This window comes from Pedobacter sp. GW821-FHT01D05, from assembly GCF_059422505.1.
This window is the reverse complement of record NZ_JBWKXA010000004.1, coordinates 362,736-387,219: the sequence shown is the minus strand read 5'-3', so window position 1 is coordinate 387,219 and position 24,484 is coordinate 362,736. Positions and strand designations below refer to the sequence as shown.

General features: G+C 38.5%; 14 protein-coding genes. 2 read left to right on the top strand and 12 right to left on the bottom strand.

Annotation, left to right across the window (positions count from 1 at the left end; genetic code table 11):
* Window positions 1–279: 279 nt before the first annotated feature.
* From AC07VK_RS16705 to AC07VK_RS16670, 8 genes are all read right to left on the bottom strand, one after another.
* On the bottom strand, window positions 280–408 hold the full coding sequence (locus tag AC07VK_RS16705) for a hypothetical protein (RefSeq protein ID WP_492961850.1): 129 nt from the start codon (window positions 406–408) through the stop codon (window positions 280–282).
* A gap of 350 nt (window positions 409–758) precedes the next feature.
* Window positions 759–2,279, bottom strand: a complete 1,521-nt coding sequence (locus tag AC07VK_RS16700) for a RagB/SusD family nutrient uptake outer membrane protein (protein WP_492961848.1) — start codon at window positions 2,277–2,279, stop codon at window positions 759–761.
* Window positions 2,280–2,305: 26 nt separating this feature from the next.
* The gene (locus tag AC07VK_RS16695) at window positions 2,306–5,479 is read right to left on the bottom strand and encodes a SusC/RagA family TonB-linked outer membrane protein (protein WP_492961846.1); all 3,174 of its coding nucleotides are present in this window, start codon (window positions 5,477–5,479) and stop codon (window positions 2,306–2,308) included.
* A 765-nt stretch (window positions 5,480–6,244) separates the two neighbouring features.
* On the bottom strand, window positions 6,245–6,904 hold the full coding sequence (locus AC07VK_RS16690) for a hypothetical protein (protein WP_492961844.1): 660 nt from the start codon (window positions 6,902–6,904) through the stop codon (window positions 6,245–6,247).
* A gap of 322 nt (window positions 6,905–7,226) precedes the next feature.
* The gene (locus tag AC07VK_RS16685; RefSeq protein ID WP_492953748.1) at window positions 7,227–8,186 is read right to left on the bottom strand and encodes a DUF1735 domain-containing protein; all 960 of its coding nucleotides are present in this window, start codon (window positions 8,184–8,186) and stop codon (window positions 7,227–7,229) included.
* A gap of 24 nt (window positions 8,187–8,210) precedes the next feature.
* Window positions 8,211–9,647 carry a SusD/RagB family nutrient-binding outer membrane lipoprotein gene (locus AC07VK_RS16680; RefSeq protein WP_492961842.1) on the bottom strand — a complete coding sequence of 479 codons (1,437 nt, stop codon included), beginning with the start codon at window positions 9,645–9,647 and terminating at the stop codon, window positions 8,211–8,213.
* A gap of 24 nt (window positions 9,648–9,671) precedes the next feature.
* On the bottom strand, window positions 9,672–12,941 hold the full coding sequence (locus AC07VK_RS16675; RefSeq protein WP_492953750.1) for a SusC/RagA family TonB-linked outer membrane protein: 3,270 nt from the start codon (window positions 12,939–12,941) through the stop codon (window positions 9,672–9,674).
* 412 nt (window positions 12,942–13,353) lie between these two features.
* Complete coding sequence (locus AC07VK_RS16670) at window positions 13,354–15,849, bottom strand: M14 family metallopeptidase (protein ID WP_492961840.1); 2,496 nt, start codon at window positions 15,847–15,849, stop codon at window positions 13,354–13,356.
* An 84-nt stretch (window positions 15,850–15,933) separates the two neighbouring features.
* Here AC07VK_RS16670 and AC07VK_RS16665 point away from each other — a divergent pair, with 84 nt between their 5' ends.
* Entirely contained in the window at window positions 15,934–17,235 is a 1,302-nt protein-coding gene (locus tag AC07VK_RS16665) for a UDP-N-acetylmuramoyl-tripeptide--D-alanyl-D-alanine ligase (RefSeq protein ID WP_492961838.1), read from the top strand.
* A gap of 101 nt (window positions 17,236–17,336) precedes the next feature.
* Here the strand turns inward: AC07VK_RS16665 and AC07VK_RS16660 are convergent, their stop codons facing one another.
* The 4 genes from AC07VK_RS16660 to AC07VK_RS16645 form a co-directional block, all read right to left on the bottom strand.
* Window positions 17,337–20,195, bottom strand: coding sequence for a TonB-dependent receptor (locus tag AC07VK_RS16660; RefSeq protein WP_492961836.1), 2,859 nt, complete (start codon window positions 20,193–20,195; stop codon window positions 17,337–17,339).
* Window positions 20,196–20,350: 155 nt separating this feature from the next.
* Window positions 20,351–20,842: a gliding motility lipoprotein GldH gene (locus AC07VK_RS16655; RefSeq protein ID WP_492961834.1), complete on the bottom strand. Its 492-nt coding sequence runs from the start codon at window positions 20,840–20,842 to the stop codon at window positions 20,351–20,353.
* Window positions 20,811–22,331 carry a PSP1 domain-containing protein gene (locus AC07VK_RS16650; protein ID WP_492961832.1) on the bottom strand — a complete coding sequence of 507 codons (1,521 nt, stop codon included), beginning with the start codon at window positions 22,329–22,331 and terminating at the stop codon, window positions 20,811–20,813. Before AC07VK_RS16650 ends, AC07VK_RS16655 begins: the two co-directional genes overlap by 32 nt.
* Before the next feature lies 1 nt (window position 22,332).
* On the bottom strand, window positions 22,333–23,481 hold the full coding sequence (locus tag AC07VK_RS16645; RefSeq protein ID WP_492961830.1) for a DNA polymerase III subunit: 1,149 nt from the start codon (window positions 23,479–23,481) through the stop codon (window positions 22,333–22,335).
* A 581-nt stretch (window positions 23,482–24,062) separates the two neighbouring features.
* On the opposite strand from AC07VK_RS16645, the gene ruvX reads away from it, so the two are divergent.
* Window positions 24,063–24,479: a Holliday junction resolvase RuvX gene (gene ruvX / locus AC07VK_RS16640; protein ID WP_025141594.1), complete on the top strand. Its 417-nt coding sequence runs from the start codon at window positions 24,063–24,065 to the stop codon at window positions 24,477–24,479.
* The last annotated feature ends 5 nt before the right edge of the window (window positions 24,480–24,484 follow it).

Here is a 24,484-nt window from a genome sequence, read left to right as displayed (position 1 = left end):
TTAGTTAATAATAATCCAATATATGATTTAGTATTTTGTAATGCAAATTTTACGTACTGAAAGCTATATTTCATCAATAGAAATGTACGCTAGAAATGAACTGATTATTAATCGATAAAAAATCAGGATAGATGCCCTGCTCTATCATAACATTAAATAAAACCTAATGCCATTATTAACCTTATTTATCTGATAAGGCCGCAAATTTTTGGCAAAAATTCTAATACGGTCCTCTCGTTGACAATTATCTCGGTGATTCTAACAGCAATTTTTCCAGTTTTAGGCTTTTAGAGCGGAGATTGAGCCATATTTATAATCAGGAGGTTCTTTGGCGGTTGTTCTGCATCGAATCACCACAAATTGAGCAATAAATAACAACAAAAATAAACCAATCAGCAGTTTTTTCATGAAATTCAAATTAGTTTGGTTAATAATTAACCCAAAATAACATTTAAAACCATTTATTACAAATAATATCCGCAAAAAAAAGCAAAAGAAAAGGCAAAAAAATCAGATTATCAACCCTGAAAACATGAATTTTTGAGAATATTTTGAGAAAGATAGCAATACAACTTAAAAATCCAGGTTAGATACGATGAAAAGTAATAAAGTATCAACAAAAAATTTCATACTCCTATTTAGTAGAATGAAACAGATGGAAAATATCATTTTATTTGACAAAAACATAAGGTATAGTTAATGACCAAAAAAAAAGGGCTGTCTGGATAGACAGCCCTTAAGAATCTTAAGATTTTGATTTATGGGTTTTGAGCGCTCTGTGGAATGAGAGGATTTGCATTCAACTCATCACGAGGAATTAAGAACAAAAATTTAACATCGCCCGCAGGGATAGTTAAAAGATTTGCTACTGATGTACCTACATAATTAGGAACATTTGCAGCAGTTCTATCTAAAGGTAAATTTAAACGTTTTAGATCTAAATATCTGAAACCTTCACCCCAAAGTTCTACTCTGCGGTTAATCATGATTTCATCAATCAACGCAGTTCCGATTTTAACCGTTTTAACTGCGGTTAGATCTCTTACTTTAACCAAATCAAACAATGCAGTTTGCGCAAGTAGATCCTGACCGCTACGTGCATATGCTTCTGCTAAAATCAAATACATTTCTGCACTTCTCATCCAAGGTGTATCTCCTAAAGAAGGGTCGCCAACCGTTTTTACAGAAAACTTTCTGCTCATGTATGCACGACGTGTAAATGCTGCCGTAGGAAGTGGAAAGTTAGCCGCTGTAGGAGCTGGTTCCCATAATTTTCTTCTTACATCATTAACAGGTATTTGATTATATAAATTTGAATTAATCATTTTTGGTGTACCACGCATATAAGTGGTATTTGCGTTATAAGCAATTTGACCATAAAAGGATCCAAATGTATCTCCTTGCTCAGTAGTAGGCATTGCGCACCACATGAATTCAGATAACGCATTATTGTTAAAACCACTTACATAATCTGATTGGCTCATTAATGGATATTTACCACCATCAATCACATCTTTTGCAAATTTAATTGCGTTCGGATAATCTTGCATGGTTAAAGCAACTCTTGCCCTTAAACCTCTTGCCACCCAAACATCAGCATGTGTTTTGTTTGTCTTAGTGGTAGAATTTAAAGCAATTGCCTTATCCAAATCAGCTACTATCTGAGTGTAAACATCTTCTACCGTAGCACGCGGCTTTATAATGTCGGCTGTGGTTAATACCAATGGAACGCCCAATTGAACATTTGGTTTTGCTGCAGCATTATATCTTGTTCCGTAAAATTGCACTAAATACGAATATGCATAGGCTCTAATAGTTAAAGCTTCTGCTTTCAATCTAATTTTTTCCGACTCTAATCCTGTTACGCTTGGTAAATCTATGTTATCAAGCACATAGTTAGCGTTGTTAATCATACGGTAAAAGGTACGGTAATAGTATAGGTTACTCGGATGTGTATCAGTTCGTGGCGACACATAGTTGCCCTCACCAGTTGAAGTGAACCATGTAGCTGCTGCCTGATGCAAATCCTCTCCCATAAAATCAATACCCAACAGGATACCACCAACACCTGGTTTACCTTGTGCGTTTGAGGTGGTGGTTGTAGTTCTGGTATTCATATAGGCATAAATACCACTGACTACAGCATTTGCATTTGTTGTTGAAGTGAACACCTCTTCCAAAGCAATCTGATCGGTTGGCTTGGTTTCCAGGTATTCCTTTTTACAGCCGGGAGCGATTAAAGCTACCACTAAGCTGGTTAATATTAAAAGCTTTTTCATATCTCTTTCTACGCTATTTTTAAAGATTATAAGGTTAAATTAATACCCAAACTAAAGTTTCTGCTTTGAGGATAGGTATTACCATTTACACCGTCAAAAGATTCAGAAGGATTTAATCCTTTTCTTTTTGAATGAAGGTATAAGTTTTCGCCTGTTGCAAAAATACGGGCACTTGGCACCTTAATTTTGTTTAACCAAGCTTTAGGCAAATTATATGATAAGTTAATATTACGTAAGCTCCAATAAGAAGCATCGATTAACCACCTGTTGGATGTTGCGTTAGTATTTGCAGTAGCTCCAAAATCAGCTCTTGGTGTACTGGAAGTATTATTTGCCGGAGTCCAAGAATTTAAGATATCTTGATGCAATGCACCGCCATAAGAGCCCGTACTCATTAAGCCCTGATACACAGAATCATAAGCTTTGCCACCAACTTGGTAATTTACCATAAATGATAACGATAGATCTTTGTAACTGAATGTATTTACAAAAGAGCCCATCAAATCTGGAATTGCCGAACCTGAATAATCAAATTTTGCAAATGATTGATTGGTTACATACTGTACACCGTTCACGGTACGAATGTTTGCAGGAAGCGTTCCATCAGCAGGTACATACAATGCAGCGCCATCGTTTGGATCAACACCTGCGTATTGTCTTAACCAATAGTCATAGATTCCATGTCCTACCTCTCGTTTTTTAGTTCCACTGATAATTGTTGGGGTTTCTGGAGGAAGCTTAGTAATCTTGTTCTTAAAAATACTCCAGTTGGTGATTAGGCCCCAGGTAAAATCCTGTTCGCGAATAATGTCGCCACCCAATTGAAGCTCAAAACCTCTGTTATACATGGCACCAATGTTACGATAAACACTAGTAACCGCTGCAGATAATGGCTGCGGAACACTGAAAATTAAATCATCTACCTGTTTGTTGTAGTATTCTAATTCACCATATAATCTTCTCCCAAAAAACGCAAATGAAATTCCTGTATTTAGCGTGTTTTGTTTTTCCCAGGTTAAATCAGGTGTAGCAATAGATGCCAATAAAACACCGCCTTCCGTATTGCTATTCGAACCTAGATCAAAAAAGGCTCTATCTCCGTAATATCTATTATTTCCACTACCGTCAAGCAAGGCATTATTACCTACTTGACCGTAAGAAACTTTTAGTCTTAAATCATCTAACCAGCTTGCATCTTTTAAGAAGTTTTCTTTTTTAATGGCCCAAGTTGCTCCTGCTGAGAAAAATGTTCCCCATCTTTGTTCTGCAGAAAATCTTGAAGAACCATCACGTCTTAACGATCCATCAATGAAATATTTATCATCATAATTGTAGCTAACTTTAGATAAATAAGACTCAATACGGTCGTTATCCTCTCTACCATATGAACTAGATGATGTAACAAAATTTGCAAACTCTGTATTACCACGAGCAACCATATTTGTTCTGTCAGCCTGGAATATTCTATATTTAAAGTTGTAGTTTTCGTGGCCTGCTAATACTGAAATCGTGTGTTTTCCGATTGTTTTGTTATAATTTAAGATTTGATTAAAGGTGTATGATTTAGTAACCGCATTACTTTGGAACTTGTAACCATTCGAACCCGCACCATCACCAACAATTGGGTTTTGGAACTGATCAACATTATTGTTTCTCAAATCCATGCTAATTGTTGGAGTGAAAGTGAAATCTTTCAAGAATCTCACCTCAATATAACTTCTTGCACTTAACTGGTTTCTTCTATAAGCATTATCATTAAGCATGGTTTCATAAACAACGTTTCGACCCGGAGAAGCTCCTGACGGGCGATTCACAGCTCCTGGATGAATACCATAATCATACCATTGCTCACCTGTTAAAGAATTGGCGATTGGCTCTCCCGCTGCGTTAAAGGCGTGTACAGGATAAATTGGGCCAATTCCTCTTGCAAATGAAAACGGATTGACAAAACTTGAACCGTTTCCTGTAGAGGCATCGCTCGCAGTATTTGCATCAGACATTGCACCTGATAAATTCAAGCCTGTTTTTAACCATGGTCTAAGTTTAGTATTTACATTCACACGTGCGTTAAAACGTTCGAAGTCTGATTTCAGGATGAAACCACTATCCTTTAAATAGCCTAACGACACGAAGTAATCTGTTTTATCGCTTCTTCCTGATGTGCTAATATTTGCATCTGTTCTTTTTCCTGTGCGCTCTAAAGGAGCATACCAGTTAAAATCATTATATAATAAAGATGCATTAGGATTAAGTTTACCATCAGTACCTACAACTTGACCTCCAGGAACATTGAATGGGTTATAAACTAAGTTTGTAAACACATCTGCCGACGCTTTTGTTGCCGCAGCAGCATCTGTTAGCGCTGGAGAAGCTGAAAACATTAAGTTATTCTTAATCGCTTGCCAAACCGCTGGATAGTATTGAGCAGCATCTAAACGCTCATACTCAGGAATTCCACGGGTAGACCATCCTTGACTAAAGTTAACATTGATTGCTGGTTCTGCTGATTTACCTTTTTTGGTTGTAACGATAATTACGCCATTAGCGCCCCTAGAACCATATAAAGCTGAAGAAGATGCATCTTTCAATACCGAAATACTCTCAACATCATTCTGATTGATATCACCAATACTACCATCATACACCGCACCATCTAAAACGATAAGCGGGCTATTTGAAGATGAATAGGAACCAAAACCACGAATACGGATAGCAGAGCTATTACCTGGTTGCCCATTAGAAGCCAATACAGAAATACCTGGCGCTGATCCTTGTAATGAAGCCGTAATATTAGTTACAGTTCTTTTTTCCAAGTCTTTTGCGCTAATACTAGAAACAGAACCCGTAATAGACTCTTTTTTCTGCGTACCATAAGCCACAACCACAACATCGGCAAGACTCTTCGAATCAGAAGCTAATCCCACGTTAAGGGTATTGGATGAAGGAACATTTACTGTTTTGCTTGTAAAGCCGATATAAGAAAATTGAATTGCTGAAACAGCAGAGCCGATTCGTAGGGTGTATTTTCCGTCAGCGCCTGTTACTGCTACTGCTTGCGAACCGATGGCTCTAACACTTACACCTGGAAGGCCGATATTATCCTCAGCAGATGTTACCGTTCCAGTAATTGTTCGCTCCTGAGCCATTGCAGTAATAGCAACAAACATCAATAAGAACAAACTTTGTAGAAGTTTTTTCATGAAATTTAAGTTAGTAAATGAAATAGTTATTTGAATCGCTAAATATAAAAGAGTTTGCTAATAGTTTAACAAATTTTAACAAAACAAGCCATTATAATGACTTTGTTTTGACAATAAAGCTGTCTGTTTAAAAAGGCATATTGGGGGATTTTTCCTCAAAGAAAGGGCCTCTAGAACTACAAGTTATCATATTTTAACTTATAATAGGCAATTTATATCAATTATCGTCATTAAAAGCGGGAGTTATTTTCAGAAAAAATCATGCCATTTTTCCGCTAGATTTTCTATCTTATCCTCCAAAGCGCTTAAAAATCAACTATCAAATTAATTCGTAAAGTAATATACCCATTTCATTATCGGTTTTTTTTGCGCACCTGGCATACAGCCACATATCCATCTATCCGAAACAGTTTAAAGTGCATTAGCAAAACAAAGTACTGGCCAGCTCGGGTATGGAAGTGAGTAGGGCTATAGGCGGGCAGAAGATAATAATATTGAGGCTTAGTAAGTACAATTACTTCTATAAAGAAAACGCTGCTCTAAAATAATGCATCTAATCTATCATACGATACTGAAGGTAGATTATGCTATTTGTCAGGAGGTCAAATATACAGTCAAAAGGTGAACCTTAGCACACCTCCGATTTAGCCATAAATTCAATACAAGAATCGAAAGTCATATACTGGATTCTGAAAGGCTTAAACTTTGCATAAAAAAGGGCGCTCTTATAAACGCCCCTTATTGAAATCTACATAACAAAAATTTCTAAAGCGTATCATAATAGCTTAACAGCTTAATTATACCATCGCTAGATTTTATATCTAATTTGTTCTCTTTAGCGTACTTTGTTAGTTCTTCGCTTTTACCTAGGGCAGCAACAATTGACTTTTCATTATACTTTACTTTAATTGGTTTATTTTCTGCCTTAACAATATAGTATTGAGTATCATCAGCTATTTTTCTTGTTACCGTTGCTGTATTGTAACCTTTGCTTTCAATTACAGTTTTTGTTGTTTTTTTAAGAAACTTAACTTTACCATCATAAATGACTTGGTAAAAAGTCTTATCTGTAAATTTATCAACAGGGGCAAAGCCATTTTTATACAGCTCTTTTGTTGAGGTTAGCAAAAATTCTTTCGGTTGATCCTTGAACTCATATTCTTCGCCATCTTTTCCTTTCAGCACTAATAAGTCGGCAAGCAAATCATATTTCACTTCGCTTGAGGAGGGTTCAATACCTGATCCGAATTGCACCACTGCTTTTTGCCAATCACTAAACAAGTATGGGGAGCCTTCAAAATCAGCATCTGTTCTTTTTGCACGTATGGTTTGACGATCGCCTCCCATATTCACACTTCTGTACACTTGAGCTTCGGCGGTAAGAAATCCTATTGTACCAATCAATAAAAAGAATATTTTTTTCATAATAAGTATTTGATGAGGTTGTATCAAATTTAATCTTTAAAATAAAAAAAACCTATAGTTTGGTTTTTTATTTTAATTTCTCCCATGAAAGACCAAAGCTCATCCCAGCTTATACTCACATCAGGAGGTATTGTTACCAAGCTAGATTAAAACCTGTAGTAAGCTTTATCGTTAAGGTTTTACCCATAACACCGTATACATTACAGTACCCTAAGGGCTTAACCTGCTTGAAAGTGTATTGTTGCATCTTAAAAATTTAGAATGCACTGCAAACAAAAAAGCTCCCTTCCTTAGAAGAGAGCTTTTTAATGATTTCTGGAAATTATCTTGATCCTTTGTATGTAATAACTAAGCCCAATATTTCCCGCTTGTTTGCGGTTTGGTTCCAGTCAAAGTTCAAGGTGAAAGTTTTCGTAGCAGGATCATATTTATTAACAGCTCCCGGAACAATTTTCATACTTGTCGCCACCGTAGAACTAATAGAGGTAACCTGGTTAGTAGTTGGGTTAATGGTCAATGTAATTGGATCTACACCTCCAACACCACCGCCAGCAGCTGCCCAATTTAGGCCCTCGATTCTTAATGAAGTAGCCCCGGTAGTTGCCAACCTCACGTCAGGGTTGCCTGCCATATTTCCACTAAGCGCATCGCCTGCTGGAACGCCTGGCGCAGTATATCTGGTAACTGTACCCGCAGCTACAGAATACACTCCATCATAGGCATTTTTAACACCTACTATGGCAAGGAGTTGGTTTTGAACAGTAACCTCTCCATCAATACCTGTTGCGGCAATTCTAAAAGCTAACATATATTTTTTAGAAAAATCGAATGCAGCAAAATTTAGATTAATATCGAAAGATTTCGCAAATTCTCCTGGAGCAAGATTAATGGTGTATCCTGTACTCGTCCTTGTAACTCCTGGAAAGGTGGTATAAAGTGCTTCTGGAAGCATTTCATAGGTATCAGGAACCGCAGGAGTACCAGTAGCATGATCAGTATTATATTTTGCAATTAAATCAGGTGCATAAGTTAAGGTAATAGTTGCAGCCGCATTGTTAACGGCCTGGCTAGCAGCAGCTTTAGTTACCGTAAAGAGCTTACGTTTTTGTATCCCAGAACCAGCTTCGAGAAAGAAAGATGGATTTGTTCCTTCTGATATCTTTACTCTTGTAGCTCCATTCTCCAGGGTCTCTTCGCCCTCAAATGCGTCCTTTCTGCACCCAGTTACTGTTAGCGCCAATAATAACGCAATACCAGCATATTTTAATAAATGATTTTTCATTTTAGTTAATTTAAACGTTAATGATTATTGATCCCACCACATTCTAGCATCCTGAGTGTTACCACCAGTTAAACGAGCAATAGCCGCATCGTTGTTTGCTTTGTTAGTAGTTTGTTCAGTTGGAGAATAAGCTATTCTTCTTGGAATTTGTTTTGATGAATTTGCAGCAGCAGAAGCTGGTGTAAGCGCAGGAAATCCTGTTTTTCTCCAAATGTTCCATCCTTGTTGTCCATCAGGATAACTTGCCAAATAACGTTGAGTTGAAATATTTCTCACATTATTAGCAGCACCAACAGCTCCGACAGCAACGCTGGCATTGGCCAAATAAGCAGCCGAAGGTGTTCCAACTCCCCATTGCTCGTATGATAATGTAATACCTTGAGTATATAAATCAGACAAACTTTCGGTAGTCCAACCCAGATTAGCCGCTTCAGCTCTGATTAATGCAATTTGTGAAGCAGTTATAATGAAAACAGGGCTAGCCTGATCACGTTTATCACCACGCAGCACACGTGCCCAGGTAGGGTTATTATTTGTAAAACCTTCAGTTGATGCTTTATCTCCGCCGTAAGGAATACCTACGCTTGAGGTTGTTACATTGCCTGCTTGTTCACTCGCGCCACCAAATACGGCTTGTCTTGCATCGCTCAAACTAGCTGTTAAATCAGTCATCGTTTTGCTTTCGCCATAATCTTTACGACCGTTATAACCATCCCAAATCACGTTTCTGAAATTTGGAGCAGCCGGCGTAACTTGCATGTTCTGTGCATTTGTAGTAATTACACCACCTGCATCAGCTAAAGCCGCTTTAAACTGCGTTGCTGCATAATCATTTGCACCAGGGTATTTTTTCGATAACTGAATGCTGATTACCAACCTTAATGAGTTTGCTACTCTTTTCCAGGCCGCAACATCACCATTGAACATAATATCGCCTGTTATTGCAGATGAATTAAAGGAAGTTGCTGCTGTAGTTAATGCAGCCAACATTCCTTTATAAATCGCTTCCTGTGTATCATAGGCTGGGGCATTTACGGTAATTCCCTTTAATGCCTGACTGTAAGGTATGTCTCCCCAACGATTAGTCAATTGAAAATACACGTACTGTTGAAGTATCTTGGCAACCTGATTTTGATTGGTGCTTGTGTTCACCAACTGAATATTTTCCAAGTCATAAAGTATGCCGCTGTAAGCTCCGGTAAATGCACTTTGATCTAACGAATACAACATCGCATCAGGATATTGACTTTGTGAAAAGTACTGTGAATAATAGCCACCTGTTACATAAAAGGCAAAACCTGGTAAACTTGCGATCGAATTAGTTAACAAGGCATCAACCCTCGGAGTAGTAGTTGCTGCTGGATTATCATTAGCAACACCAAAATCCTCTATTTTTTTACATCCCACTGAGCTGGCAAGCACCAAGCCAATTAAGGATGCATATATAAATCTCTTTTTCATAATAATTTCTTTTGTTTTTCTAGATTAGAAACCTACTCTTAAGTTAAAACCAAATCCTCTTGTACCTGGTAATTGAGCAGTTTCACCGCTTGTTGCAGATACCTCTGATGGATCGAAATCTTTTGTTTTAGCATAAATTAAAACCGGATTACGCGCAATTACAGAGAAAGTTGCATTCTGGATATATTTACCAATGCCCAACTTTTTAACGGGTATGTTGTACCCAATTGATACCTCACGCAATTTAATGAAGGTTAAATCATAGATGTAGTCATCAAATGTTCTAGAGTTGTAAAGACCTTGGTAATAATCAATAGCGCTCAAATAATAAGTTTTCGGCTGGCCAGTTGTAGCGTCAACACCATCAACTCTTACACCACCACCATCAGCAGGGTTATCACGTACAGAAACACCTTTATCATTCAAGGCAGCAGTACGAGCAGTTAAACCGCTATATGAACCCCACATATTTGATAAGGAAACAAATTTTCCTCCAAATTGGTAATCAATATTAGCACTTACATTGAAATCTTTGAATATGGTAAATGAGTTTTGCAAACCACCAGTGTGTTTTGGAAGAACGCTACCAAAAAATACGTTTGGATCATTTACAAAATGGCCACTAGCATCCAACAATGGAACGCCATCTGCATTTCTTTTCTTTCCATTTCCGAAAATCTGTCCCCACTGTTTACCTTCTTCGTGCACCATATATGGCATAGTTGTACCCCAAACAGCATCTACCCCTGAAATTCGAGTAATGGCATATTTTTTACTTACCTCTACTACTTTATTATCCAATAAGTTCGCGTATGTTCCTGAAATCGTCCACGAAAAGTTTGGTGATGCCACTGGGCGACCAGTTAATTGAAACTCTAAACCTCTTTTATTGATCTGACCAATATTGGTAATAATTGAACTAAAGCCAGATGCCGGATTGATTGATACAGATCTTGGGAAATTCTTCTCCGTTGCATCCCAATACGTAGCTGCCAAAGTGATTCTGTTGTTCAAGAAGCCTAAATCAATACCCAATTCATAGTTTGATGATACTGCACCAGTGATATCAGGATCAACAAGTACATCAGGAGTAGACATTAGTAAGTTACCATTCCATTTTAATGCATTTACACCATACGCAAAGCCAGGGTAAACATATGCACCAAAACGGCCAGATTGATCAGATAATGCCTGAGGGATCTCACCATAAGACGCTCTTAATTTACCATTTGATAACCAGCCAAAGCTTTCTTTTGGTAATAAATCGCTGAATACGAATGATCCACCAATTGATTTAGATAGTACATTATTATTCACCTTAGGTAATGTTGAGAACCAGTCATTACGTAGAGTTCCTTCTAAAAATAAGAAGTTTTTGTAACCTAAAGTAACTTTACCAAATACAGCTCTATATTTTTCGATATATCTAGTGTTTCCTATTATAGGTTGATTAACAGAGTTTTGAACTGTAAAAAGATCAGGAATTACTAAACCATTATCGGTTTGTGCAGTATTGTCTTTATAATCAGCCCTGAAAATATCAGTACCAACTGTTGCATCAATTGTGAAATCTTGAATTTTTTTAGTGTACTGCCCTAATAATTCGTAGTTCTCTCTATTTGAATAAGTATTAGCAGTATAATAGTAACCTCTAGCCTGTGGATCGTTACCAGTAGTTTGCGTACCACTATCATTTAAACGTGAGCTATATTTATCTTCAGTAAACGTTGTGTTTTGTTGTTTACGGTAAGTTCCCGTAAACTTCAGGTCATCATTAACTTTATAAGTTAAATATACGTTACCGTACAATCTATCTCTTTGATTTAATTTGTTTAACAAATCATAATAAGTATAGAAGTTATACCAATAGTTACCTGCATAAAATGATTTTGGATCTGCTGCGCTATATGAAGTAGGATCATTGTGGTTCCAGCTAGCATAAATGTTGGTTCCATTTAATCCTGGCACTGTCAATCCTCTCAATTCTTTCATAATACCCATATCCAAATCCCTGTGGAACCATTGGTTAAATGATCCTGTACTTTGACTTGAGTATGCATCATCAATATCACCTCCTAGTGCAGTTTTAACGTAGTTAATATTTGCACCTACAGTGAAGTGTTTATTAAGATCGTAGTTTAAAACTAAGTTCAAAGTATTTTTCTTCAAATTTGTTCCAGGTACCAAACCTTGCGTGTATTGGTTACCGTAAGTCATTTTGAAATTGTACTTATCACCGGCATTAGCGAAAGTAACAGAGTTATTTAAGTTCACACCTGTGTTGAAATAATCACGGGCATTATCAGGCTGAGGGGTTAAAGAGGCTGTTTTATAAGAATATTGAGTTCCCGGATACCATGCGTACCAAGGAATGTACTCCTGACCAACCATTTTCGGACCCCAGCTTGCATCATCACTATAGTTATGATAATATTTACCACTAAGCGCTTGCCACTCTACAGGGTCTCCGGTTTTCCAATTGTATTGGATAAGATCTGCAGAGTTACCACCGGCATAAGTGTTTTGATAGTTTGGTAAAATATAGGCATTTTCAAATGTTGCACCTAAATTAAGTGTGATACCAGCCCCCTCGGTTTTCTTACCTTTTTTAGTGGTAATCAAAATTGCACCAGAAGCTGCTTGTGAACCCAATAAAGCTGCCGCAGCAGGACCTTGTAAAACAGAAATATCTTCGATATCATCTAAGTTCACATCATCTGCATTTGGAAGAATTGTTCCGTCAACAACATAAAGTGCGCCACTACCTGTACCAAAGCCACCTGCACCACGTAACCTCACTTGAGTATTTCTACCCAAGGCTGCTGCCGACTGACTTCTTACCTGAACACCTGCAACTTTACCCGCCAAAGCGTTGTTGATATTTGTTCCACGCACCGTATTAAGCTTTTCGCCGCTAATCGTTTGAATGTTTGCAGTAGTAGCTCTTGCAGTAGTTTTTGTACCATAAGCCCCAGTTACAACAACTTCTGTCAATTGGTTAGCATCACCTTCCAATATGGCGTTAATAACATTAGAAGCACCAATAGTTACTTCTTTTTGTTTATAACCAACATAGGTAAAAACTAAAATTGAGCCATTTTTTACAACCAGGCTATATTTACCATTGGCTGCGGTTACCGTACCCGATTGAGTACCTTTGATTTTTACACTTACCCCAGGAATTGGAAGGTTATCCTCCTGTGCAGTAACTGTACCAGTAATTGTTCGATCTTGTGCATATCCAGCCGTAGCCAAGCACAAGAATATGAACAAACTTTGTAGAAGTTTTTTCATAATTATGAAATAGGTTAGTTAATGATTAATGATTGCCTAATTTAGGTGTTGCAAATCATGTTAGAAAATTTTTTTTAACAAATTTTAACAAACCAACAAAACAAATAGCTAATATCCTGATTTTAAGCATATTACAAAATGTTAAATTTTGCTTCCTGGCTGAATTTGAATGACTTAAGCAACACATTATGAGTGGAATATTATAAAAAAAATGTTTTTTTTATGAAAAAAAATGCATCTTTTGAGCAGAAAGTATGTTTAGTTTGACGAAATAAGCTTGAGATTTTCTTTCTTAAGCCCCAAAAATGATTGTTTATAGTTAATGTAAAGTATTTTACATACATGTGCAATAAAATCTATTCAGAAACGATAAAATCAGCGCGTATTTTAACAAAAAAAGTAGAAATCGCGCCTAATATCCACAAAAAATTATATTCCCAAATAAGGTTTTTCCACCTTCCCAGAAGTTTCTAAACAACGGGTCGTTAGCTAAATAAACTACCTTGCCGCGGCCGAAATCTTGTACACCGATTAAAAGCCCTGTTTTAAGCTCTTCCCTTGCTTTTTTACCCACTACACCGGCCATTAAACTTTTTTCGTTAATTAAACCCACATTCCAACCTTTAACAAAAGGCTCATAAATTTTACGGTCTGTTTTTAAACTGTAGTAGGTTTTACCCAGGCCGTAAGAAAAGGGGTGACTAGCATCGAGATTGATCCGGTAAATTGCACCGGGTATGGTCGTTTCGAAATCATCTCTGTCCTTATCCTTGAAAAGAAGTTTGTTTGCCTCCGGTTTTTCGTCTTTTTTTACAACGGCTTCCTTCTTTTTAATATCAAATCCTTTTTTCTCGAATACACTTTCTATAGCATCTTCCATCAAAATCAATCTTCCTCCTTTATTTATCCATGCGGTTAAACCATCCCCTATAAATGCACTGTAACTTCCATCCGGCAAAATCAAGGTGTTTACCTTATTAATATCCAGGTTATTCAGATCCTTAGCATTAATAATACTTGGTGAAAGATTTAGATCATGCTCAAGAAAAAACCAAGCTTCGCCAAACGCGAGAGAAGAAACCTCCATGCCAGATACAATGGCAATTTTAGGCTGTTTTAACAATGGGTAAACGTTAGAGCCGAAATCCTTTCCCTTCTCTACAAAACCACTACTAATTGCCTGAATTGGCCTATTTAAGGTTTTGGCGATCGATGCAACCTTATCTTTCATCCCTTTGATCAGTCTTTCGTTTTCTGCCCTCAACACAATTAGGGTTCCGGCAGGATAGTCTTTACCGTTTACCGCAAATGGCTGATCGGCCTGTCTAACTTTTATATTTTCTTTTTGCAGCGCCGTTAAAACCTGAACATCTTCGCCTGTTCCCCAGCTAAACAACCAGGCTAGGGGCTTCTCAAGCTCATTACTGATTATCTTTGGCTCTTCAATGGCTGAATATTTCCCTTTAATACTTTCTTTACTGGCATAACCCTTTAATACGTACACATAAGGTAGGGCCCATGCTGTAATATCATAAGTATTAGAGTCCGTTACAAGAGTTTGGGGTTCTAATAAAACGTTAGCCAAAACGGCTCTTGGCTGCTGGATATTAACAATTAAATCATTACGGGCGATGCTAAAACTTTCTTCCTTCTGGGTATCATAGTCATAACCTCTTCCCGTTTTATCACCACCAAAAGCAAATTCGATTTTATTTTTGGTTAGCAGTTCAGCCAGTTTTTTTAAGCGTGACAAATTAGTCGCTTTTATGATATAACTTTTATAAACACCCGGACTATTGGCTAATTCCTGCTGGAAATATTTTTTATATTCCTCTAATAACTTCTGATGATTTAAGGAAGTTACTTCAAGGGTCGACATTCCTGTTGTAAAGTGATGTGCGATGCGGTCTTTTAAGGTTAACGTATCGCCATCATTGGTCACCACCGATAACCCGGCCCTGATTCCACCCTGTTCATAGGTCATGCCTATTGATCCATTGTATAAAGGATATGTATCGCCATAAGATGGATATAGTAAATCAAAACGCTCTTTGGTGAAATACTGCCAACCTTCTGCATCAAAATACCTGGCATTGTTTTTACCTACCACTACCTGGAAACTCTTTTGCCAGGGCGTAATGTCCTGGTGAACCGGTTCTGCCGCAGGTGCAAAATAGTAAGGTTCATTATAGCTTTGCTCATGAAAATCTACATGTACCTGTGGCATCCATTGGTTATACAGCGCTAACCTTTGCTGGCTTTCAACCTGGGTTTGCCAGGCCCAATCGCGGTTCAGATCAAAATAATAATGGTTTGGTCTGCCGCCTGGCCATGGCTCTATGTGTTCTCTTGATAACGGATCAGCATTGGGTGTTTTACCCACCACGCTATTAAAATAATTCACGTAACGGTCTCTTCCATCGGGGTTTAAACAAGGGTCTATTATCACAACAGTATTTTTTAACCAGTCTGTTGCAGGTTTATTATTACCCGAAACCAAGGTATAAAGCATCTTCATTGAAGTTTCAGTTGAGTTTGCCTCATTACCATGTACATTATAACTTAACCAGAGTATGGCAGGCTGATTTGTTAAATCCACACTATTATTGGTACCCGTTGCCAAAACCAAATTATTGTTCCTGATCTGTTCGAGTTTGGTTATGTTTTCTGGTGAAGAAACAACTGCCACCATTAAGGGCCTGCCTTCATTGGTTTTACCATATTCTATCAATTTCATGTTTTTAACAGAAGCCGTAGCGGTTTGTCTAAAATAATCGGCTACTTTATGGTGCGGGGTAAAGTGTGAACCCAGCTCGTAACCTAAAAAATCGTCGGGCGATTTTAGCTGTGCCTGTGCAAAAAAAACGGAACTAAGGAAGATTAGGCAGAACGTTAAGCGTCTTTTCATAGGGAAATAATTTTACCTAATGTACTAATTTTGTTTTTTGTTAATGCGAAAGCTTAATTTTACATCATATTTTTTACCATAGGCATGATTACAACCGAAAGATTATACGATTACTACCGAGAAAACCCTGTTATCTCTACCGATACAAGAAACATTAGCCCTGGTTGTATCTTTTTTGCGCTTAAAGGAGATCTTTTTAATGCCAACGAATTTGCCGCTCAAGCTATTGAAAAAGGGGCAGCATATGCTGTTATAGATGAAGAAAAGTATGCTACTAACAGTCAATGCCTGTTAGTAGAAGATGTATTAAGTACTTTGCAAGACCTGGCGCGCCATCACCGCAAACAATTAAATATCCCGGTAATCGGTTTAACGGGCAGTAATGGCAAAACAACCAGCAAAGAATTGGTAAATGCTGTTTTAGCAGAGCGATATAAAACCTTTGCTACCTTTGGTAACTTAAACAACCATATAGGTGTTCCGTTATCTATCTTATCCATCACCGGTGAGGTGCAGATTGCGGTAATCGAGATGGGCGCAAACCACCAAAAGGAAATAGAACTACTTTGCACCATTGCTCAGCCTACCCATGGCATTATTACCAATGTTGGCATGGCACATTTAGATGGATTCGGCGGATTTGAAGGGGTAAAAAAAGGCAAAGCAGAACTTTATGCCTATTTAAAAGAAACCCATGGTTATACTTTTATTAATAGAGATAACCCATACTTGCTTGAAATGAGCACAGCTGCAGGCTTAAACAAACTTATTTATTACGGAACAGAAAATGGCAATACCATTAAAGGCGAATTAAAAAGCAGTGATCCATTTATCGAAGTGGATTGGACCAACCATGACGTTTCTTCTTCTGTTAAAACCAATTTAACAGGTAGTTATAATTTCGAAAACATTCTTGCTGCAATCTGTATTGGCGACTTCTTTGATATGAGCCCAGACGAAATTAACACTGGCCTTGCTAACTATCAGCCAAAAAATAACCGTTCTCAATTAACCAAAACAGAAAAGAATACCGTAATCTGCGATTTTTATAATGCAAACCCAAGCAGCATGACTGCGGCACTGAAAAATATCGCAGCATTATCGGCAGATAAAAAGACTGCCATTTTGGGTGATATGTTTGAGCTTGGACCAGAATCGCTTGGACAGCATGAACTCATTGCGAAACAGGCTAATGAAAGTGCTTTAGATCAGCTAATTTTTATTGGGAAGGATTTCTATTCATTTAAAGACAATTTTAAGGGCACATTTTTCGAAAGTCCGGCCGAAGCAGCTGCATATTTACAGGCAAATCCGGTTCTGGATCATTTGGTATTGTTAAAAGGATCAAGAGGAATGAAACTGGAGAGTTTGTTACAGTATCTGTAACTTCAATCTTTTAATGAATTAAGCTCAAGTTATTAATAAACACAGATATAAAAATCTGTGTTTATCTGTGTGCATCTGTGGCTAAAAAACGCTTAATAACATTAAAATGTACAGGCAATTTTGCCATATACATACCTACCACTAAAACCAAACTGGCTAACCGCTCTTGGGTACAAAAACCTGCCATTCGAAGTATTGTCTAATCCACCTGAATAATTACTGGCAGCGTCTCCACTCAAATTATTTTCATTATTACGTGGATTGATATATAACTTATCAGGGTAAACATCAAAAATGTTATTCGCTCCCACAGTTACCGACCAGGTTTTACTCGCAGCGTAGCTTACAGAGAAATCAGTTATCCATTTCGGCGCAAAAGTCTGATCCAATTGTGCTGGTAAGCCATTGGCAGGAATATTTGGATCAATAGCATTTAAATAGGTAACCTCGCCAAAACGAACTGTCCTTGCCACAAACGATAGTTTATCTACATTATAGGTTGCGGTAATATTCAGTTTGTTTTTAGGCACTGAACTTTCGAAACGGGAGCGTTCCAAACGATCGAAAAGTTTAGCTTTTAATGTAGGATCACTTTCAATTTTATCAGAACCCTGTATACTTCTTACCACGGTTTTGTTTACGTTGCCAGCAACACTTAAAATTAAGCTGCTTTTTGCACCCAAATTAAACCTGTTGGTTAATACCACATCGATACCTGCGGTATTGGTGGTAATGGCGTTGGTAAAAAACTGTACACTGTTAATCTGCGCTGTAGGATCTACCGTATTTAAAATCTGGCTCACCACACCGGTTGGCACTAAAACACCGCCAGCACGTTCGCGGGCATATTGACTGGAGAAAACAATACGGTCGCTGATATCAATATTATAAGCATCGATGGTAAAAGTAAAGGTTTTGGCGATTTTGCCTGCTAAACCCAAACTTCCCGATTTAGAAATTTCAGGTTTTAATGCGCCAACACCAAACTGGGCAACAATAGGGTTTGCATTATTTACCGTTAAAACCTGTGTTGCATTGGTACCTACAAACTGCGTGCTTTCATTATTAAAATATTGTTGGTGTAGAGATGGTGCTCTAAACCCTGTGGCATACGCGCCACGTAACGAAACATCACCAAAAAGTTTAACCTTGCCTGTAAATTTATAAGAAAAGTTCGAACCAAAATCACTGTAATTTTCGTAACGCCCAGCGGCTCCTAAAGTTACCCGGGGGCCAAATTCGGCTTCAATATCGGCATAGGCACCAACATTGTGCCTCGATTTGTCCAATGCGTTGCTCGGCTTAAAGCCCGGGAACACCTGCGCACCTGATGCCGTAGGGGATGTTCCGATCAATCTTCCGCCATTTGAATAAGATAAAAGCTCGCCTTCTTTGATCTGGTAATTATCTATCCTGAATTCTCCGCCAAAGGCAGTATTTAATGAGGTTAAAAACCCACCGTCAAAAGTGTGTTTTTTGTTTAAATCAAGGTTACTGGTATTTTGTCTGAATAGCAATTCCCCAGCGTAAAACGATGTAGGACTTGTTCCAGTAGGCAGAGAAGCATTTACCGTATTATTGATATTGAATTCGATGGTATTTTCACCACTGGTATTACTGATGTCATAATCCCATGTGCCTATCTTACCTCTTAAACCAGCAGAAAATGAATAATCATTAATCTTGGTATCGATGAAAGGCAAAAAGCCATTAGGATAGATAGATAAATCAATCTGTGTGGTTTGTGTTGGCAGGCGATAAAAACCCGCGGCACTTCCGGTTTTATGGGTAAAGCCAGCTGCATAGTACAATTGAGTGGTTTTACCAAAATTAAACTGTCCGTTTAAGAAACCTCCTCCATTTTTTGAATCGGAGTTACCCACCCGCATGTTGTTTCTATCCAAGCCGTTTGCTCTTGCCCTTGCATCATCAATGGCTTTTAAGCTTGCAAAACGGGCCTGAAAAGCGGCTTCTGTTTCTGTTGAACCTTTAGTTGGGCTCGCAGAATATAATAACGGACGGGTATCTAAACCACCCCTGTTTGTATAGCCTCTTTGGAGGTATTGTGCCGCAAAATTGATGAAACCTTTATCATTTTTAAATGCCCATCCCTTGCTAAAATCAACCTGAAAGGTTCTGCCATCGCTAAAATCGCGACCCAGGGCACTTGAAGAAGATTGACCAAAAGAGGTAGAAAAACTATACGGTGTTACCTTTTTTAACACAATGTTGATTACCCCTGCAATGGCATCCGAACCGTACTGCGCCGCAGCACCATCACGGAGCACCTCAATGCGCTCAATTGCCGAAACCGGGATGGAATTTAAATCGGTTCCGACAGAACCCCGACCGAAAGTACCGTTAATGTTTACCAATGCTGTAGTATGCCTACGTTTTCCATTTACCAGCACCAAAACCTGATCTGGCCCTAAACCGCGTAAAGATGCAGGATCGATGTGGTCGGTTCCATCAGAAACGGTTTGCCGGTTAGAGCTAAAAGATGGCGCTACAAAGTTTAAAATCTGCGTTAAATCTGTCTGCGCAAATACCTTAACGTCTTTTGCAGAAATCAGATCAACCGGTACCACACTTTCGATGTTCGTTCTGGGCGTTGATCTTGATCCAACCACAACTACATCACTTAACAGTTCTTTCGCATCCTGCAGTGCAAAATCCATTGTTTTTACGGTATTGTCGATCTGAACAGCTACTTCAGCCGTTTGGTAGCCTGTAAAAGAAACCCTGACTTTATAAGCCCCCGGTGAAGGAAATTTTAAGGCATAAAGCCCATTTCCATCAGATGATGTTCCAACTTTTGAGCCAACTACCTGAACTGTAGCACCTGGAATAGCTAAGCCTGCAGAGTCTGTTACCTTACCCTTTAAGCCTTGGGCAAATGATTGTGTAGAAATTAAAAAGAGGAGAAGGGGAAGGATGTTTTTGAGTAAAATTCGTATCATAGTTCATAGGTTTATAAACAATAATAACAATTTTATTACAAATATGTAGTGAGAAAGCTAATTTTTCCAAATAAAATTTCGAAAAACACACTCAAATACAAACAAATAACGACAATGGATTAAATAATCAATAAAATGCTAAGTGAAAACAAAACTTATTTTGCCTCTTCAACCAATAAACCAACATCACTTACCTCTAAAAGTGGATTATCGCGCATATTCTGCTCAATTTCGACCTCAAACTTACCATTTCGGGAAAAATGATAGTTGGTTAACATCGGCAGGGTATAACTAAACACATTTCCCGAACCACTGCCCAGCCATTCGCCATCATTTTTGGCGAGCTTGTATTGATAACGCCGGGTTATCATCTTCTTGCCATCTTTAAAATGGGCAAGGACAAAAATATTGGCATATTTATAATCGGCGGTATGTCTAAGCTTAAAATAAATGTTGTAAGCCTTTGTATTATCCTTAATCTCAAACGGTGTCGAAATATGGTTACGGTAGGTCCACCTGCGGTTGGCAATTTCGACATTACTATCAATTACGCTGACCATACAGCCCATAAATAGGGTAACCATTAATAAAAAGCCAAGCAAAATTATTTGCTTTTTATTCAGCAGCAGGTTTATTTTCTGAGCCATTATTATTGTTTCGGCGGTTATTATTTTTCCTACGGTTATTTCTATTCTTGTTTTTACTCTGTTCTGACTTAACACCCTCGGCCGTTACATTTCCTTCAGCTTTTACTACAGGCTTTTGTGTTTGTGGCGGCTGTTGTTTTGGCTTATTGTTTTGAGGTTTTGGTCCGTTAATATGCTGTGGTTTAGGAACTGCCTGTTGTGGCTTTGGTCCGTTAGGCTGTTGTTTTCCACCTTGTTGAGCTTTCTGTCCGCCCTGTTGAGGTTGCTGAGTCCTATTATTAGCCCCTGTATTTTTCTCTCCGGTAGGCGTTCTTTCTCTTTTATTTTGGTTGTTGTTGCGGTTATTTTTCTGATTATTGTTTTTGTGTTGGTTATTTTTACCCCGCGAGCGTTCATCTAAACGGGTTAAACTATCCTGACCAACTACATTTTCGTAATCGAAAGATTTTTCAACCACAACCGGCGCAGCAATCTGAACGGCCTCTTCTTTTAAATTAGGCGCTTTTTTGCCCGCCTTATTCATGGCCATGATCTCTTTTACACGCGCAGCTTTAACCGGAATCCAGTTTTCATCACCCATGTAACTGAACCACATGATTTTTTTGAAAATGTCTGTTTTTTGGTGACGGGCATAACCAGCCTCAGTATCAAGGTTTTCAATTCTATCGGGAATATCTTTTAAAGCATCCAAATAGGTATCCAGCTCATAGTTTAAACAGCATTTTAATTTACCACACTGCCCAGCAAGCTTTAAAGTATTTAGTGATAAGTTTTGATAACGCGCCGCAGCCGTAGACACAGTTTTGAAGTTGGTTAACCAGGTTGAACAACATAATTCTCTACCGCAGGAGCCAATTCCGCCTAAACGGCCAGCTTCCTGGCGCATCCCGATCTGGCGCATTTCAATCCTGATACGGAAACTCTCTGCCATTTTTTTAATGAGCTCACGGAAATCCACACGTCCATCTGCTGTATAAAAGAAAGTGGCTTTGGTTTTATCGGCCTGATAATCTACATCACTGATTTTCATCTGTAAACGAAGATCCAGGGCTAATTTACGGGCTTTGTGCATGGTTTCCCACTCCATCCCTTTAGCGGCATTCCATTTTTCTACATCAGCTTCTGTAGCCTTACGGTAGATTTTTTTGGTTACCTGATCGAGAGCCGTTTTACGGCGTTTCATCTGGATCCTTACCAGTTCGCCCGTAAGCGAAACATGTCCCACATCAAAACCACCAGTTGGTCCTTCAACGGCAACAAGTTCCCCAATTTCGAGGTAAATGTTATCGTTATTGAGGAAAAACTCTTTGCGTGAGCCTTTAAATTTGATTTCTGTAACCTGAAAAGGTTTATAATTAGAAGGCATATCCAAATTAGATAGCCAATCGTGAACTTCCATTGTTTGGCAACCACCGGTGCCGCATGAGCCATTACTTTTGCATCCATTAGGGGTGCAACCACCACCTGTTGAACAACTTCCACATCCCATATTAATTGTATATATATTGAGTCCCCGTAGGGAGCGTTTTAAACTTGATAATTTTTACCAATTGTAAAGATACATCTAAAAACAGAATTTTCGGGTTCGCGTTTCTTTCAATGTGGTAATGTGCCTTTTCCAGTTCGCCGATTATAGCCTCTGCCATAGGCAAGGTAAGTACGTGTGTGCTGAGTTTTTTCGCCGTTTCGAAGGTTAGGGGAGGTAATTTCACCAATTCTTCGGCACCACTTAAAATTAAACAGCATTCGCGTAAATAATTTACGCCATATTTTAAAAAATTCTTCTGGTTTTCTCTTCCCCACTTGGCTGCCTCGTCGGTAAACTCAATCAGATCGGGAACTTTATTCCCAAAACCCATCCTCAACCAGGCCGTAAATGTACCCGAACTATCACTTTGCGTATCGGCAGCCAGTGCTTTTGCCTCAATTAGATTTCCATCGGCCAAAAATGCATAATCGATGCCCTGATGCTCAGTTAATCCGCGCGCATTTAATAAATATCCGGTTACTTCTTCCGACGAAAGTTTTGGGATTTTCACAATTTGCGTTCTGGATAAAATGGTGGTTAAAATCTGATCCTGGCTTTGTGCAATTAAAATAAATAAAGTATTTGCGGGTGGTTCTTCAATTAATTTAAGCAGCGCATTTCCGGCTTTATCCAAATATTCGGGCAGCCACATAATTAAAACCTTGGTTTCGGCCTCGAAGGCTTTATAACTTAGCTTTTTAATAATATCGTGGCATTCGGCAATATTAATATTAGCCTGTTTATTAGCTGCATCGAGTTTAGACCGCCAGATATCCATATCGAAATAAGGGTCTTGCATTAACATGCCACGCCATTCTTCCAACACATCTACAGCTGTTTTTACACTCGCAGAAGCAAAAAAAGGATACGAGAAATGGAGATCGGGATGAATTAAACGTTCGTATTTTCTACAGCTCGAACATTCGCCACAACTATCGTTTTCGCCTTTGTTAAGGCAATTAATGTATTGTGCGTAGGCAATAGCCAGCGGTACAGCGCCAGAACCAGCAGGCGACAAAAACAGTTGCGCATGGCTAATGCGGTTTTCTTTAACCGTTTGCACCAATTGTTGCTTCACTCTTTCCTGTCCTATGATTTCTTTAAACTGCATTTGGTGCAAAATAAGAAATAGATATGAGATTCACACATTCGTCATTACGATCTTACTTTTGAAACACATTTTTTAGTGTTAAATAAAGCTCATCACTTACGTTAGCTTATTTGGTCAATATTATTTTGAAAAGCAAGGTCTTGTGCGTTTCGGTTCCGAAAGTCCTGCTATCGCTTCAAGTCCTCGCTACGCTGTGGGCTTTATGCGCTATCAGGTTTATTTAACTCAATTAGTAATTCTTCGGAAATAAACCTTTAAAACCAGAACATCTAGATATAATACGCCCCCCAACTTCGCCCAAACCGTACAGGCCTGAATCAACTAAACCTGATGGAAGCGGCAGCCCCGAAGTATGAGGGCTAAAGCATACAGCAGGGCCCGACATTACCAAGTACTACAGGTTTTGCTTTCCAAAAAATGGAACAAATCATTTTTTTTTTTGCCACAAACGCCAATAACATACACGTTACCAAGGCAATAACGCTTAGGTTTACCTATTATTTCAAAAACCTTACCTTTGCTTTTATTTTTTAAACGGGGCTAAACGCTTTACGCCAAACACCCAACGCTTAACTATTTTTATGGCACGGATCCTCGCATTTGATTATGGAACAAAACGCATCGGCATCGCGGTAACCGATCCCTTGCAGATTATTGCGACAGGACTGGATACGGTACATCCGAAAGATGTGATCGAATATGTTAAAAAGTATATGCTAACCGAACAGGTGGAGGCTTTTGTATTGGGCGATCCTAAACAGATGGACGGTTCCCCATCCGATTCGGCACAACATGTAAAGGGTTTTGCTACCCTGTTAAAAAAATCATTCCCCGATATCCCAAGGCATTGGGTTGATGAGCGTTTTACCTCTAAGCTTGCCCATCAGGCCATTATGCAGAGTGGCTTAAAAAAAATGGACAGAAGAGATAAAGATCGGGTTGATACCATCGCCGCAACCATCATTTTACAATATTTTATGGAAAGTAACCGTTTATAACCAAC